Consider the following 15,146-nt stretch of genomic DNA (forward strand, 5'->3'; position numbering starts at 1 on the left):
TTCTCCGGCGCGTGCATGGTGTGCTCCTCAACCCGCGTCTTCACGAAAGCAGTTCCACGAAGCAAGACCGGATAGCGCCGCGATCTGTGACATCCCGCGGGCAGGCCGCGCCGGCTACCCGGCCGCTTGTGCTCGGAATCCTGCCTCGGACTCATCCCTTTGGACGCGCTGGTCACCGATCACGGACAGCAGGCGCAGCTTGTCGTAGCTCTCGCTGCCCGAGGGCGCGGTGTAGACGACGAGCATCTGGGACTGATCGGGGTCGAGCAGCGTCTGGCAGTGCAGTTCGAGCAGGCCGAGCTGGGGGTGCTGGATGCGCTTGGCCGGGCAGTACGGGCGGCCGACCGGATGCTCGTGCCACAACGCCGCGAACTCGGCGCTCTCCACCAGCAGGGCGTCCACCATTGCCGCCACGCGCGGGTCCTTGCGGTCGCGGGTGTACAGGTCGTGCAGGTTCGCGGCGATCAGCCTGCTGTGCGTCGGGTGGTCGTCCTCGGGATGGATCGACCGTGCGGCGGGGTCGGTGAACCACCGGTAGTGCGCGCTGCGGCCCGGCCCGGTGCGGACGGTGTCGTCGCCGAGCAGCGCCTTCGACAGCCGGGTCTGCTTCAGCGTCTCGCCCAGGTAGTTCACGACCTGGGCGGCGGCGTCCTCCAGGCCGTCGAAGATGCGCATCATGCCAGGGTTGAGGTGGTCGGCGCGCAGGGTCCGCTGCGGGGTGGCGTAGCCGGCGAGACGGAACAGATGGTCGCGTTCCTCCAGAGACAGGCGCAGGCCACCGGCGAGGGAGGCGAGCATCTGCTCGGACGGGTGCGGCCCGCGCCGCTGCTCCAGCCTGCTGTAGTAGTCGACCGACATGTCGGACAGGACGGCGACCTCCTCGCGCCGCAGCCCGCCCGTACGCCGCCGCCCGCCCCGGGGGAGCCCCACGTCCTCGGGCTGCAACGCCTCGCGGCGGCTACGCAGGAATTCGGCGAGTCGCGCCCGGTCCACAGATCCTCCTCTGCGCGAATGGGTCGAAGGACCTCAGTATCGAGGGGGCGGCCCCGCGTATCCATGTTCTGTCAGTCCCCCGATAGGGGGAACGGGGATCGGGCCCGGCCCGATTCCCTGGATCGGGAGAACATTCCTCCTGTTTCCCCCGGCTGCCACGGTTCTCGTATGAACACAGCAACCCACTGGATCGGCGGCCGGCCCGTCGCCGGATCCGCTTCCCTGATCGACGTGGTGAACCCGGCGACCGGCAAGGTCATCGCCCAGGTGCCGGACGGCACCACCGCCGACGTCGACCACGCCGTAGCCGCCGCGAACGCGGCCTTCCCCGGCTGGGCCGCCACCGACCCGGCCGAACGCGCGCAAGTCGTCGGCCGCATCGCCGATGGACTGAGCAGCCGGGCCGAGGAGATCGCCACCACCATCACCAGCGAGATGGGAGCTCCCATCTCCCTGTCCCGCACCGCGCAGGTGGGCTTCCCGGTCGCGGTGGCGGCGTCCTTCGCCGCGCTCGCCGCCGACTTCGCCTGGACCGAGCGGATCGGCACCTCGCTGGTCGTACGCGAGCCGATCGGCGTCGTGGGCGCCATCACGCCCTGGAACTTCCCGCTCCAGCAGATCGTGTCGAAGCTGGCGCCCGCCCTGGTGGCGGGTAACACCATGGTGTTCAAGCCGTCCGAGATCGCGCCGTTGACGGCGGCGATCCTGGCCGAGGTCGCGGCCGAGGCGGGGCTGCCCGCCGGGGTGTTCAACGTCGTCCATGGCACGGGCCCGACCGTCGGCGCGGCCATCACGGCTCATCCCGGCGTCGACATGGTGTCGTTCACCGGCTCCACCCGTGCGGGCAGGCAGGTCTCCGCCACGGCCGCGGCGACCGTCAAGCGGGTCACGCTGGAGCTCGGCGGCAAGTCGGCCAACATCATCCTCGACGACGCCGATTTCGCCGAGGCGGTCACCCACGGCGTCGCCATGATCCTCACCAACGGCGGCCAGGTCTGCGGCGCGTGGCCGCGGATGCTGGTGCCGGCCGCGCGGCAGGACGAGGCCGTCGAACTGGCCGTGGCCGCCGCCGCTGCCTACACCGTCGGCGACCCCACGGACGAGGCCACCCGCATCGGCCCGATGGCCTCCGAACAGCATCGGCAGCGGGTCGACGGCTACATCGAACGCGGCCTCGCCGACGGCGCCCGGCTGGTGCTCGGCGGCCCGGGAAGGCCCGACGGACTGCCCGAGGGCGCGTACGTACGACCGACGATCTTCGCCGACGTCGCGCCGGACTCAGTGATCGCCCAGGAGGAGATCTTCGGTCCCGTCCTGACCGTCATCCCGTACGTCGGTGACGACCAGGCCGTGGAGATCGCCAACAGCACGATGTACGGGCTCACCGGCGCCGTCTTCGGCAGCCACGACCGGGCGATGGGGATCGCCCGCCGGCTGCGTACCGGCCAGGTGGACGTCAACGGCGGCGACTGGAACGTCCTGGCGCCGTTCGGCGGATACAGGCAGTCGGGCAACGGCCGCGAGTTCGGCCGGTACGGCCTTGAGGAGTACCTCGAGACCAAGTCCATCCAGGGCTGATCCCCTGCCCGTCATCTCCCGATTCCGGTGGAAATCTTCCTAGACCGTAACTCGGCACTGGCCTGTCCTTGCTGCTCAACAGGTAAGCAGGAACAGTCCGGCTCGGGGCCAGCGCCGGGGGCAGGGGGAAGACAATGACGGATACGGTGCCGAGCAATCCCGGCGGACCGGGAGATCTCGAACAGGCGGCGGCGGTGTTCACCGGTGTACGGCGGCGCCTGTTCGGCATCGCCTACCGGATGCTGGGCAGCGCGGCCGAGGCCGAGGATCTGGTGCAGGACGTCTGGCTGCGCTGGCAGGCCTACGACCGCGCCACCGTGGCCAGCCCCGCCGGGTTCCTGTCCACGGTGACCACCCGGCTGGCGATCAACGCCGCCACGTCCGCCCGCGCGCGCCATGAGACGTACGTCGGGCCCTGGCTGCCCGAGCCCGTCGACACCGGCGCGGACCCCTACCTCGGCGCCGAGCGCGGCGAAGCCCTGGAGTTCGCGGTGCTGCTGCTCCTGGAGCGGCTCACGCCCACCGAACGGGCGGCGTACGTGCTGCGGGAGGCGTTCGACTACCCCTACCGGCAGATCGCCGACATCGTCCGGCTCAACGAGGCCGCCGTACGCCAGCTGGTCAGCAGGGCACGCAAGCGGGTGCTCGCCGAGCGTCGCACCCCCGTGACCGAAGCCGAGCAGCGCAGGCTGCTGGCGGCCTTCGTCGCCGCCGCCCGCTCCGGCGACCTGACCGCGCTGGAGGAGCTCTTCGCCGCGGACGTGACCAGCTACTCCGACGGCGGCGGCGCCGTACGCGCCTCGCGCATCCCGGTGGCGGGCGCCTCGCGGGTGGCGAGGTACATCAGGGCATTCGCCGGCCGCTTCTGGACCGGCGTCGAGGTGGCCTGGGCGAACACGAACGGCCAGACCTCCGCCCTGCTCAGCCGCGACGGCCGGGTGTTCGCCGCCCTCACGGTCAACGCCTCGGAGCAGGGCATCGACCAGGTGCTGTGGATGATGAACCCGGCCAAGCTCACCGCCGTGGCCACCGTGCCCGACCGAGGCGCATGATCCGTTACGAGGCTCGCCTGGCCGCGGTCGTTATCGTGACGGCCACGAGCAGGACGCAGACGGCCGTGACCGCCGCGACGACGGCCGCCACGCCGATCTGGGGCGTCGCCAGGGGCAGCGCCAGGATGACGGCGACGCTGCCCGCCAGTGCTGCCGGATGGATGACGGACGCCGAGGTGACGAGCGCGTGCACCGCCCACAGCAGGGCCAGATACACGGCGGTCGGGATGGCGACGGCGTAACCGAGTGCGACCGGTGAGGCCGCCACGGCGTGCCCGGTCTGCTCCACCGCCACTTCGAGCCCGGAGCCGAGGGCGGCCAGGGCCGCGAAGATGCCGTAGTGGCCGTACCCCCACAGGAACGACCGCTGACGGCGGTCGCTGAGACCTTCCCCCGCCTCGACGAGGAAGTAGAGCCACCAGAGCGCGAACAGCAGGACCAGGCCGCAGCCGGCGATGACGACGAAGGGGCCGTCCACCTGGTGCGCTTCGAGCGCCCCTTCGACTCCCCGGCTCGCGGCCAGAACGCTCTCGCCGAGCAGGATGATCGTGAACAGGCCGTAGCGCTCGGCGATGTGGTGCGGGTGCCAGTTGGTGGCCCTGACCCGCTCCGCCCACCGTGGCACCGCCAGTTCCAGGACGACCAGGCAGAGGAAGAACGGCAGGCCGGAGGAGGCGGGCAGCACGCCCGTGTCCACGAGGAAGTAGCGAAGCAGCCATCCCACCTGCACGACGGCGATGCCGCCGGCGTAGCGCAGCGCGGTGCGGCGGCCGGCCGGGTCCTCGAGGCCGGCCCGCACCCACTGGATGACGAGCCCGAACCTCATGATCACATAGCCCAGAGTGACGATCCCGTAGTCGGAATGATCGGCCGCGGCGGGCACACCAGCGGCGAGCACCAGCACACCGGCCATCTGCACCATGGTCAGCAGCCGGTAGGCGACGTCATCGGTGTCGTACGACGAGGCGAACCAGGTGAAGTTCATCCACGCCCACCAGATGGCGAAGAACACCTGGAGGAACGGGACCAGCCCGGTTGAGCCGTGACCTTCGGCGATGGCGTGCGCGAACTGCGCCGTGATGGCGGCCACCGCGACCACGAAGGTGAGATCGAACAGCAGCTCCAGCTGACTCGACGCGCGATGCGGCTCGTCGATGGCACGTGCCGTCATCCGGACCCGGATCCGGAAGGTGGTGCTGGCTGGTGGCACGGTTTCGCTCCTGTCGTTCCGCGACGTCGGATTCCATCTGAACAGACATGGCAGCGTGGTGATCTGTGACAATGCCGACGCCGTGGGCGCCTGTCACAGAACGGCGCGCCGTCCTGTCTTAGTGCTTGGCCATCTGCCTTAGCGCTTGGTCACCTGTCACCTTTCTGACCGAATGACACGGTTATCCGCCATTTTTCCAGACCTGTATGAACGTAAGGGAAGGAGTGTGTGCTGTGACAGCGCACCCCACAGCCTTGTACGACGGCGAGGCTCCGCCCCCATTCCGGGCCGCCCCCGCGATCCGAACGCCCGCTGACACGATGCGCGAGTTGAAGCGCGAACTGGAAAAGAAGCGGCAATTCGCCTCCGATGCCTCCCACGAGCTGCGCACGGCGCTCACGGGCCTGCGTACGGAGTTGGAGGAAGCTCGCCTGCATCCCGACGAGACCGACCTTGGCGACCTGCTCATCCGTGCGCTGCGAGACGTCGACCGGCTGGACGCGATCATCACCGACCTGCGGGTCATCGCCGGGATGGACGCCGGCCCGCCGATGCCGCCACAACGTGTCGACCTCACCGATCTGGTCCGTGACGAGGTCGCCCGCAGAACCGACCGCATCGCGGTCCGGCTCCGCCTGGAGCCGGGGGTGACCGTCCAGGCCGTCCCGGTCCGGCTCGGCCGGGTCCTCACCAACCTGCTGGACAACGCCCAACGGCACGGCAGGCACCTGGTCGAGGTCCGGGTGAGCCACGACGACGACCACGCCGTCCTGACGGTCGCCGACGACGGGGAGGGAATCGCCGAATCCGAACGGGAACGGGTCTTCCAGCGTTTCATCCGGCTGCCGGCCGCCCGCCGCCTCGACCAGACCGGCACCGGCCTCGGCCTGGCGATCGCCCGCGACATCGCCCGATCCCACCTCGGCACCCTGCACGCCGGAGAGTCGGAGAGCGGCGGCGCGAGCTTCGTCCTGCGCCTTCCCGTCTCACCGGTGAACCGGGCGCCCCGGCCAGGTATCCGGCTCGGCACGTCCAGAAGGGTGAACCTGACTCCCACGCGCGCACGGAAGAGCTGCCGGAGCTGCCTGTAGGGGGGCAGGCCCCACCAGCGACTGGTGTGCCAGCCGCAATGTCGCGGCTCGCGAGCCCTTCTAGAGTTTTCTCATGAGCTTCGCACGATTGACGACGTCAGGCGCGCTTCTGGGGCTCGTGGCGGTGCTGACCGGGTGCGGCGTCGGCGGCTCGCTTCATGAGGACACGGTGTCGTACGACGTCACCGACAAGGTGGCGGCCCTGCACGTCGAAGCCGACTCCGGATCCGTGGAAGTGGTCGGGTCGGACCGCCCGGACATTCGCGTGACCGAGCGGCTGAGCTGGCACAACGACAAGCCGGCGACCAGCCACGAGGTGCGGGGGGACACGCTGGAGCTGGCGTTCACCTGCCCCACCACGTGGGGGTGGGGAGCCGTAGGCACCACCTGCGACGTGAGCTACCAGGTCGAGGTGCCCGAGCACCTCGGCGTCAAGGTGACCTCCGACTCGGGGGACCTGACGCTCAAGGACCTGTCCGGCAGCTTGGCGGCCACCAGCGACTCCGGGGCGATCAGGACGATCGGGCTGACGGGCAAGCAGGTCACCACGAAGACCGACTCAGGCGACATGACCCTGACCTTCACCGGGCAGCCCGACAAGGTCACGACGGCCACCGACTCGGGCAAGACCGTGATCCACGTGCCGCAGGGGCCGTACAACATCGTGGCCCGAACGGACTCCGGGACCAAGGACATCAAGGCGACCGGCGACTCCTCGGCGGAGCGTTCGATCGAACTGTCCAGCGACTCCGGTGACCTGCAGGTTGTGACGCCCTGACGTGGGCGAGGGAGTCAGTCCTCAACGGAGAGCGCTCGGCTGGGGCAGAGTTCGACCGCCAGCTGAGCGCTGCGCGCCTGGTCCCCTTCTGGCCGTTCGACGAGGACGGTCACGGTGCCGTCGCTGTCCTGGTCGAAGACCGCCGGCTCGGTGAGCACGCATTGAGCCGCGCCGACGCAGACGTCGGTGTTGGCGACGATGTGCATGGCAGCGCTCCTTACCAGGTGACCGGGAACTCGTGGATGCCGTAGATGTTCGCGTCGTTCTTGTACGGCAACGTGTCGAGAGGCACGGCCGGGCGGAGATCCGGGATCCTGCGGAACAGCGTGTCGAACACGATCTCCAGCTCCATCCGCGCGAGATTCTGGCCCAGGCATTGGTGCGCCCCGAATCCGAACGTGATGTGGTTGCGCGCGCCGCGTTCGATGTCCAGCTCGTCCGGCTGGTCGAACACGTCGGGATCCCGGTTGGCGATGTTGCCCAGTGTCACCACGGCGTCGCCGGCGCGGATCGTCACGCCGCCGATCTCGACATCGGCGACCGCGACGCGGGAGGTCACGAATTCGGCGATCGTGAAGTAGCGCAACAGCTCATCGACGGCCGCCGGTGTCTTCGACGGGTCGTCACGGATGGTACGGATGTCCTGCGGACGTTCGAGCAGGGCCATCGTGCCCAGGGAGATCATGTTCGCCGTGGTCTCGTGACCGGCGACGAGCAGCAGGAACGCCAGGCTCCGCACCGCCTCGCGGTCGTCCGACTTGGCGAGCTGGCGGCTGAGCAGGTCGTCGGCCGGCTCCTTATCCTTGGCCGCGATCAGGCCGTCAAGGTATTCGAGCAGCTCGGAGACGGCCAGCATGCGATCTTCCTGCGTGATCGTACGGCTCAGCAGCCGCGACGAGCAGCCCTGGAAGAAGTCGTGGTCGGCATAGGGGACGCCGAGCAGCTCACAGATGACCAGTGAGGGCACCGGCAGAGACAGTGCATTCACCAGGTCCGTGGGACGCGGCCCGGCGAGCATCGCGTCGATGTGCTCATCGACGATCTCCTGGACCCGTGGACGCAGCGCGGCCAGCCGCTTGACGGTGAACTCGCCGACGGCCGCACGACGTGCCGGGCCGTGCTCGGGCGGGTCCATGATGATCATGGCCGGCTTGAAATCCGGGGGAAGCACGCGCTGCCCCTTGAGGAGCAGCGGGAAGTTCGGATTCCGCCGGTCGGAGCTGAACCTCGGGTCGGTCAGCATCGCGCGGATGTCCGCGAGCCGCGTCATCGCCCACGCGGTCATGCCGCTGGGCAGGGTCACACGCGAGATCGGAGCCTCCTCCCGCAGTCGCCGGTGCTCGTCCGGCGGCGCATGGGGGCAGCCGCGCGTGATGGGCAGCGTGGAGGGTTGAGCTGTGGTCATGGCTTCATCCGATCTGGACGGCGGCGTATCTGGAGGAATATCCTCCGCTTAGCTTCACAGTACATAACCGGAGATTTGTCGTCCACCTAGGCCGGGGGATATTTTCTGAAGGTGGAAGAGGAGCATGATGGCGGCTAGCCCGGAGATCCGGATGCGGGCCGACGCGCGGCGCAATCGCGACCAGATCCTCGCCGCCGCTCGCGAGATGTTCGCCGCCCAAGGCTCCGACGTCCCGCTGGAGGAGATCGCGCGCACCGCCGGCGTCGGCGTCGGCACGCTCTACCGGCGTTTTCCGGACCGGGAATCGCTCATCCGCGCGGTCGCGAAGGAGAGCCTCGCCCAGGTGCTTCAGGACGCGCGTGCGGCGTCCGCCGAAGAGCCGACGGGATGGGACGCGCTGGAACGCCTGATCGCCAAGTCGCACCAGCTCCAGGTGAGCTTCCAGCTCGCCTGGAGTTCCTCGCGGGTACGGGAGATCCTTCAGGTCGATCCGGAGATCGGCGAGATCCGGAACACGTTGATGGCCGAGATCGCCCAGATGGTCAAGAACGCGCAGACGGAAGGCACGATGCGTCCGGACATCGGCGCCGGGGACATGGCGGTCCTGTTCGTGCTGATCCTGCGCCAGTCGCCGGCCATGGACGCTCTGGGGACATTCGCGGCCGAGCGCACCGTCGCCATCATGCTGGACGGCCTGCGGGCGCGCTCGAACGGCGAGCTACCAGGTCACCCGATCACCATGGAGGAGCTCCGCTGGCCGGGAATCGCCAAGGATTGACCAAGGCGTTCGTCTGTCTATGAGCACTGCCACAGAAAGCGGCCTTCGCTGCCGTCAGCGTCGAGAAATCCGTAACCGACACCGGCGTCACCGAAGTTGACGTCGTAGAGTGCGTCACTGCCCTCAAGCTGGAACAGGAAGCTCCAATCCCCGGGCGGAAACTCCTCGTCCTGGAGCCAGGTGGGCGGACCGCCGAGCCGGTTGTCCCAGCCCTTCTCGAGCTCGGCAGGACTGGTCGGCACGAGGTCAACGGCGAGATCGTCGCTCATCGTGGGGCCCTCGGCGTCGTCTGTCACCGTGATGAAGGACGGCACCCGTCCAGGCTGCACGATCAGCGCGTTCTCGCCCCCCTCGCCCTCCCAGGTGCCGTCGACGTAGTCGTCACCGCCGGTCATGAACAGGTAGGCCATCCGGACCTCCTCTCCGGGAAGCCGAAACTGGCCGAGGAACGTCATCGGTGTTCGCAACGCGGCGGACAGCGGCCACTGCGGCTTGTCGACCCAGGCCGGCTGGCCGCCCAACTTGGTCACTGGCTCCAGGATGGGCGCGTCAGCCTTGCTGAGCACAAGGCGGCAGGAGGATGAGCCGATCGTCATGGAGCAGACCATAGTGCCGACGACCGACAAGACGCCTCTCGCTCGCTCGCGCTTCCGGCGTATCGCGGGCGACGCCACTCGCCCGGCCTTCCACACACCGCTCACCTAGCGTGGCGCAGAGATTTCGCGATGACTCTCCGTTACCTTGCGGAATGGATGAGGGGGATCCGCAATGAATCATGCGCGTGGGATCGTGTCCCGCAGGTTGTTCGTCAGCGGCATGTTCGCCGCTCTGGGCGCTGCTCCTGTGGCCGCCGCCGGAGCGTCCGCGAGCGGGGTCGCCGCCGTGGCGTCCGGCGGCGGGTTGCTGCGGGCCCGGCCCGCCACCGTGTTCCTCGGCGGGCGCGCCAGGTCCACCTGGGCCTACGACGGAGTGGTGCCCGGCCCCACCATCCGAGTCACAGCCGGCGGCACCGTACGGGCCAGGCTCGTCAACGACCTGCCCGCGCCGACCACCGTGCACTGGCACGGCATCAGGATCGCCGCGGACATGGACGGCGCCCCCGGCTTCTCGCAGCGGGCGACCCGGCCCGGCGAGTCGTTCGACTACGTGTTCACCGTCCCCGACGCCGGCACGTACTTCTATCACTCGCACGTGGGCATGCAGAGCGACCGCGGTCTGTACGGCGCGCTCATCGTGACGGACCCGCACGAGCCGCTTCCGTACGACCAGGAGTTCACGGTCCAGCTCGACGACTGGCTGGACGGCGTCAAGGGCACCCCCGACGACGCACGGCGGCGGATGAACACCACCCCGCACGATGAGAGCCTCACCAGCCCGGCCCTCGGCGGCACCTCGGGCCACGTGCGCTACCCGTACTACCTGGTCAACGGCCACACCGCGGACGAGCCCACGACGTTCGTCAGCCGTCCCGGCACACGGGCCAGGTTCCGGGTGATCAACGCGAGCGCCGACACCGCCTTCCGGGTCGCGCTCGGCGGGCACCGGATGACCGTCACTCACACCGACGGGTTCCCCTGCGATCCCGTCACCGTGGACACGTTCGTGATCGGCATGGGCGAGCGCTACGACTTCGTCGCCACACTGGACGCGGGCGCGTTCCCGCTGATGGCGATGGCGGAGGGCAAGGGCGGGAGGGCGTTCGCGGTGGTGCGGACCACGCCTGGCGCCCGCAGGCCGTCACCGAAAGGCAAGGTGCCGGAGCTGCAGCGGCGGATGCTGAAATATCAGGATCTGCAGGCGCAACGCGCCGACCAACTCCGCCCTCCGTCCAGGACCGTCACCGTCACACTCGGCCTGCGCATGCGCCGCGGCGGCAACGAGTGGACGATGAACGGTCGCCTCGCCAATGACCCGATGCGCCTGCGGGTCGACAGGGGAGAGACGATCAGGATCATCCTGCACAACGACACGCACATGTGGCATCCCATGCATCTGCACGGCCACACCTTTCAGGTCCGGGCGAGTGACCGGGGCGGGCCGAGGAAGGACACCGTGAACGTCATGCCGCGCAAGCGCGTGAACATCGACGTGCACGCGGACAACCCCGGCGAGTGGATGTTCCACTGCCACAACCTCTACCACCAGGAGCAGGGCATGATGGGCGTCCTGGGCTACGGCAAGGCCCCGCGGCGCACACACGGCATGGGCCACTGAGCCCGCAGTCGCTACCGGAGTACCACGGTGCGCTTGGACGCCCCGGGATAGACGATGACGAGGAACGCCTGCCTGGCGTCTCCGTCGTCGGCCAGGGCCGCTTTCGCCCCCCGCATGTGCACCCGCACCCGGTATCGGCCGGCGTCGTGGATCGCGAGATCGGGCAGTCCCTCCTCCACCTCACCCTCTTCGTCGAGGAACACCATTTCTCCATCGGTGCTCTTGTATCCGACCTCGACGACCTTCTCCCAGCCTCCGACCTCCACCGGAGGGCGTTTGTCGTACGCCTCGACGGCGACGCAGACGTGCGTGTCGGTGTCGGCGGTGAGAATGGTGAGATCACCGGGTGTGGCGCCGACCACCTTGTTGGCGAACGCCCTGGTCAGAGCGGTCGGATAGACGTCGTCCCATCCATCCTCCAGGACAGTGAGCATGCCCCCCGCCCCCACCCATACTGTGGCTCTGCCCCGCAGCGAGGGGCGCGTAGGCGGCCGGCGGTCGAGGAGAGAGGCGCACCGCCGCTCGGCGGTCGCGATGACGTTGAGTTCCCGCTTCCGCTGCGCCTCCTCCTCGGCGAACCGGCGCCGGTTGAGCGCTGGACACAGGTATCCGAGCGCCGTGGTGTTCTCCTCCGTGTTGACCACGAAACCGCGGGTCTCCATGACGGTCTGTATCTCCCGCGAGTCGTTACGCAACGACACCTCGCACAGGCCCCGGCCGAGCTTGACCAGATGCACGTCAGGTATGTGGGCGTAGCGGCCGTTGAAGGTCAGGTGCTGCCTGTTCGCGCAGACGAACGCGGTCTCCCGCTCCCCGGGGGTGGGCTGCTTGTTCAGGTACACCGACATCCTCCACGGCGCGCACTCCTTCGACGCCGCCGAGGTGACCTTCTCCGGCCCCTCGTCCTTGGCGGTAGTGGCGAGGAGCAGCACCGTGACGACGACCGCTGCCACCGCACGGACGGCGCGGTACGCCCGGGTCGCGGCGGAAGCGGCTTCCGGGCGTGGCAGCGATGACCGAGGTGATGTGGGCACGCGTGATTCCGATCGGGGAGAAGGGAGGCTGTTCCTCCCTATCTGATCCTGCTCATGGAGTCGGCACATTCGTACAAGTCCTGCCTGGATCCGATCGGCATTCTTGGGGAGTACGAGGTTCCGAGGAAGGGGTCGCGATGCTCAATCTGTCGATCATTCTGGAAGACAGCGCCCGCAATGCTCCAGACCGCACCGCACTGGTCTTAGGCGACCTGCGCCTGCCGTACTCGATGGTCGACACCGTGGCCAACCAGGTGGCCAACCTGCTGGTGTCGCGCGGGATCGGCAAGGGGGACAAGGTCGCGCTCGCCTGCCCCAACGTGCCCTACTTCCCGTTCGTCTACTTCGGCATCCTGAAGGCCGGCGCAACCGTGGTTCCGCTCAACGTGCTGCTGCAGTCGCGGGAGATCGTCTACCACCTCGACGACAGTGACGCCAAGGCGCTGTTCTGCTTCGAGGGCTCCGCCGAGCTGCCGATGGGCGCGCGTGGGCGGGAGGCGTTCGACGCCGTCGAGGGTTGTGAGCACTTCGTCGTCCTGCCGGCCACGCCGCTGGCAACCGAGTCGGAGTACGGTGAGTCGTTCTGGGCGGCACTGGAGGGTATGTCCGGGGAGTTCGAGACGGTGCAGACCGAGCCGGACGACGCAGCGGCCATCCTCTACACCTCCGGCACCACCGGTCAGCCCAAGGGCGCCGTGCTCACCCACATGAACATGCTGACCAACGCCATCGTCAGCGACGAGATGTTCCCCACCGACCCCGACGGCGACGTCTCATTCGCCGTGCTGCCGCTCTTTCACTCCTTCGGCCAGACCTCGGTCATGAACGTGAGCGTGCGTCGCCGCGCCACCCTCGTGCTCCAGCCGCGCTTCGAGCCCGACGAAGCACTGGAGCTCATGCGCAGGGAGAGGGTGACCATGTTCGCCGGGGTGCCGACGATGTTCTGGGCGCTGCTGTCGAAGATCCATACCGACGGTGCCGAGGCGCCCTCGACGCTGCGGGTGGCGGTGGCGGGCGGGGCCTCCTGCCCGGTCGAGGTGCTCAAGGACTTCGAGGCCACCTTCGGCATCCCGATCCTGGAGGGTTACGGGCTGTCGGAGACCTCTCCGGCGGCCAGCTTCAACCAGCTCGGGCGGCCCACCAAGCCCGGGACCGTCGGGTTCCCGATCTGGGGCGTGGAGATGCGGCTGGTGGACGACGACTGGAGCACCATCGAGGGCGAGGGCCCCGGCGAGATCGCCATCCGCGGGCACAACGTCATGAAGGGCTATTACGGGCGCCCCGAGGCCACCGAGGAGGTCCTGCGGGACGGCTGGTTCCGTACTGGCGACATCGCCACCCGCGACGACGACGGCTACTACTCGATCATCGACCGGGCCAAGGACATGATCATCCGGGGCGGCTTCAACGTCTACCCGCGCGAGGTGGAGGAGGTGCTGATGATGCATCCGGCGGCCTCGCTGGTGGCGGTGGTCGGCGTGCCCCACGACAGGCACGGCGAGGAGGTCAAGGCCTACGTCATCCCGTCGCCCGGCGCGACCGCGAGCGAGGACGAGCTCATCGCCTGGTGCAAGGAGAACATGGCTGCGTACAAGTACCCGCGGATCATCGAGTTCCGCGACTCGCTGCCGATGACGGCGACAGGCAAGATCCTCAAGCGCGAGCTGCGGTAGCCGTACTCATCCATCAGGCTTGGGCGCCTTGCGCGGTTCATGGCAACCAGTCGATCGCGGCGGCAAGCTCGGAGGGCGCATTCCCAAAGGTGTCCCGGAAGACCCGGGTGAAGTGTGGGCTGTCGGTGAACCCGGCGCTGTGAGCGGCCACCGTCAACATCTCCCCTGCGGCTACGAGCCCAATGGCACGCTGCAGGCGTAGCCACCGTACGTACGGCCGCAGAGGGATCCCTACGTGCGCGCTGAACAGGTGAGCCAGCCGACTTGGTGACAGATGGACCGCGTCCGCCACCGTACGCAGTCGTACCGGTCCTCGTCCCAGGAGTGAGGGGATCACGGTGATCGCCGCCTCCACCGCAGGGTGGATCGGAACGCTGTCGGTGGCGCTGTGGCCGGTCCACGTCTCGACAACTCGCAGCGCGGTCGTCGCTTCGGCTGAGCGCGCATGACCGATCGGCGGCTCGATGAACATGAGCGGCCGTAATCCCTTGTTGCGCCTCGGTCTCGGTCTCGGGCTCGCGTGAGCAGGGTCGGTGACCGCATGAGCTGAAGAGCCGTCGACGGGTGGATCTCTGTTCTCCGGGACGGATGGCGACCAAGTCGAAGCCTCGACCCCCGTACCGAAGCGCGCGAGCAGGGACCGGCCCGGCGAACTGCGAGGATCCAGGTGAGCGAGCAGGGCCTCACGAGCTCCGGTAAGTATCGCGTGGCGGGTGTCGGGCGGAATGACGGCGATCTTCGTGGTCAGCCGCTCGCCGTGGGCGTCGGCCATGGTGAAGGGCTCGGCGGAGACAATCAGCTGAACCGCATGGTGGGCGTGCAGGTTATTCCTACCGACCGTCCCGCCGTACAGCATGAGACCGGGTCGAAGGACACACCAGCCGCGCCAAGGATGTGACATCACACCCTCCGGCACGCGTCGGCGTGGCTGCCGGGCCGGTGCCGACACCGCGAACGCTGAAGCCCGGACGCGCGAGACGACTCCCTGATCGCCGGCTGCGCCGCTGCACAGTAGGCGCGTAACGAGGCTCCCGACGGCTGAACCACCGCTCCTCCTCCGGCCGGAGGTCCGCAGTACACTCTGACGCTGCTGAAAGCGTATCTGGTCATGGGCAGCTCGGTTCTTCCGCTGGGCCATCGCCTTCCGCGGCCGCACGAGGCGATGGCCCAGGTGCGTACGGGACGCCAGGGTCCACGACGCTCGTCACACCGGTCAAGGCAGGAGATCCAACTACGGATCCGCCTTGTCAACGACGGTCGAATCCTGACCCCCTGGCGACGTCTGAATCTTGACCCCCTGATGTTGTCGTTGGTTATTGTTCGTGCTCAGGTCGGGCCGG

General features: G+C 68.5%; 15 protein-coding genes. 8 read left to right on the forward strand and 7 right to left on the reverse strand.

Going from position 1 to position 15,146, the window contains the following annotated elements; genetic code table 11:
- Nucleotides 1-114 precede the first annotated feature (114 nt).
- A complete protein-coding gene (locus ACIBQX_RS50370; RefSeq protein WP_397017826.1) occupies nucleotides 115-993 on the reverse strand; it encodes a helix-turn-helix transcriptional regulator in 879 nt (292 codons plus the stop codon).
- A gap of 168 nt (nucleotides 994-1,161) precedes the next feature.
- Here ACIBQX_RS50370 and ACIBQX_RS50375 point away from each other — a divergent pair, with 168 nt between their 5' ends.
- Nucleotides 1,162-2,571 carry an aldehyde dehydrogenase family protein gene (locus tag ACIBQX_RS50375; RefSeq protein ID WP_397017827.1) on the forward strand — a complete coding sequence of 470 codons (1,410 nt, stop codon included), beginning with the start codon at nucleotides 1,162-1,164 and terminating at the stop codon, nucleotides 2,569-2,571.
- Nucleotides 2,572-2,705: 134 nt separating this feature from the next.
- Nucleotides 2,706-3,623, forward strand: a complete 918-nt coding sequence (locus ACIBQX_RS50380; RefSeq protein ID WP_397017828.1) for an RNA polymerase sigma-70 factor — start codon at nucleotides 2,706-2,708, stop codon at nucleotides 3,621-3,623.
- A 4-nt stretch (nucleotides 3,624-3,627) separates the two neighbouring features.
- On the opposite strand, the gene ACIBQX_RS50385 is transcribed toward ACIBQX_RS50380, so the two are convergent.
- On the reverse strand, nucleotides 3,628-4,833 hold the full coding sequence (locus tag ACIBQX_RS50385; protein WP_397017829.1) for a low temperature requirement protein A: 1,206 nt from the start codon (nucleotides 4,831-4,833) through the stop codon (nucleotides 3,628-3,630).
- A 320-nt stretch (nucleotides 4,834-5,153) separates the two neighbouring features.
- On the opposite strand from ACIBQX_RS50385, the gene ACIBQX_RS50390 reads away from it, so the two are divergent.
- Both ACIBQX_RS50390 and ACIBQX_RS50395 read left to right on the forward strand, forming a co-directional pair.
- Nucleotides 5,154-5,924, forward strand: coding sequence for a sensor histidine kinase (locus ACIBQX_RS50390; RefSeq protein WP_397017830.1), 771 nt, complete (start codon nucleotides 5,154-5,156; stop codon nucleotides 5,922-5,924).
- A gap of 73 nt (nucleotides 5,925-5,997) precedes the next feature.
- Nucleotides 5,998-6,702, forward strand: coding sequence for a DUF4097 family beta strand repeat-containing protein (locus tag ACIBQX_RS50395; protein WP_397017831.1), 705 nt, complete (start codon nucleotides 5,998-6,000; stop codon nucleotides 6,700-6,702).
- 14 nt (nucleotides 6,703-6,716) lie between these two features.
- Here the strand turns inward: ACIBQX_RS50395 and ACIBQX_RS50400 are convergent, their stop codons facing one another.
- A complete protein-coding gene (locus ACIBQX_RS50400; RefSeq protein ID WP_397017832.1) occupies nucleotides 6,717-6,908 on the reverse strand; it encodes a ferredoxin in 192 nt (63 codons plus the stop codon).
- 11 nt (nucleotides 6,909-6,919) lie between these two features.
- The gene (locus ACIBQX_RS50405) at nucleotides 6,920-8,107 is read right to left on the reverse strand and encodes a cytochrome P450 (protein WP_397017833.1); all 1,188 of its coding nucleotides are present in this window, start codon (nucleotides 8,105-8,107) and stop codon (nucleotides 6,920-6,922) included.
- Nucleotides 8,108-8,231: 124 nt separating this feature from the next.
- Here ACIBQX_RS50405 and ACIBQX_RS50410 point away from each other — a divergent pair, with 124 nt between their 5' ends.
- The gene (locus tag ACIBQX_RS50410; protein WP_397017834.1) at nucleotides 8,232-8,885 is read left to right on the forward strand and encodes a TetR/AcrR family transcriptional regulator; all 654 of its coding nucleotides are present in this window, start codon (nucleotides 8,232-8,234) and stop codon (nucleotides 8,883-8,885) included.
- 17 nt (nucleotides 8,886-8,902) lie between these two features.
- On the opposite strand, the gene ACIBQX_RS50415 is transcribed toward ACIBQX_RS50410, so the two are convergent.
- Nucleotides 8,903-9,481 (reverse strand): hypothetical protein, encoded by a 579-nt coding sequence (locus tag ACIBQX_RS50415; protein ID WP_397017835.1) that lies wholly within the window; start codon nucleotides 9,479-9,481, stop codon nucleotides 8,903-8,905.
- Between the two features lie 172 nt (nucleotides 9,482-9,653).
- On the opposite strand from ACIBQX_RS50415, the gene ACIBQX_RS50420 reads away from it, so the two are divergent.
- Entirely contained in the window at nucleotides 9,654-11,099 is a 1,446-nt protein-coding gene (locus ACIBQX_RS50420; protein WP_397017836.1) for a multicopper oxidase family protein, read from the forward strand.
- A gap of 11 nt (nucleotides 11,100-11,110) precedes the next feature.
- On the opposite strand, the gene ACIBQX_RS50425 is transcribed toward ACIBQX_RS50420, so the two are convergent.
- Complete coding sequence (locus ACIBQX_RS50425; protein ID WP_397017837.1) at nucleotides 11,111-12,052, reverse strand: hypothetical protein; 942 nt, start codon at nucleotides 12,050-12,052, stop codon at nucleotides 11,111-11,113.
- A 218-nt stretch (nucleotides 12,053-12,270) separates the two neighbouring features.
- On the opposite strand from ACIBQX_RS50425, the gene ACIBQX_RS50430 reads away from it, so the two are divergent.
- Nucleotides 12,271-13,806, forward strand: coding sequence for a long-chain fatty acid--CoA ligase (locus tag ACIBQX_RS50430; RefSeq protein ID WP_397017838.1), 1,536 nt, complete (start codon nucleotides 12,271-12,273; stop codon nucleotides 13,804-13,806).
- Between the two features lie 37 nt (nucleotides 13,807-13,843).
- Here ACIBQX_RS50430 and ACIBQX_RS50435 read toward each other — a convergent pair whose 3' ends face one another.
- Nucleotides 13,844-14,278: a helix-turn-helix transcriptional regulator gene (locus ACIBQX_RS50435; RefSeq protein WP_397017839.1), complete on the reverse strand. Its 435-nt coding sequence runs from the start codon at nucleotides 14,276-14,278 to the stop codon at nucleotides 13,844-13,846.
- Between the two features lie 195 nt (nucleotides 14,279-14,473).
- Between ACIBQX_RS50435 and ACIBQX_RS50440 the strand changes: the two genes are divergently transcribed.
- Nucleotides 14,474-14,704, forward strand: a complete 231-nt coding sequence (locus ACIBQX_RS50440; protein WP_397017840.1) for a hypothetical protein — start codon at nucleotides 14,474-14,476, stop codon at nucleotides 14,702-14,704.
- Nucleotides 14,705-15,146: the final 442 nt, after the last annotated feature.

The organism is Nonomuraea sp. NPDC049714 (genome assembly GCF_044465295.1).
In the GTDB taxonomy this organism is placed as follows: Bacteria; Actinomycetota; Actinomycetes; order Streptosporangiales; family Streptosporangiaceae; genus Nonomuraea.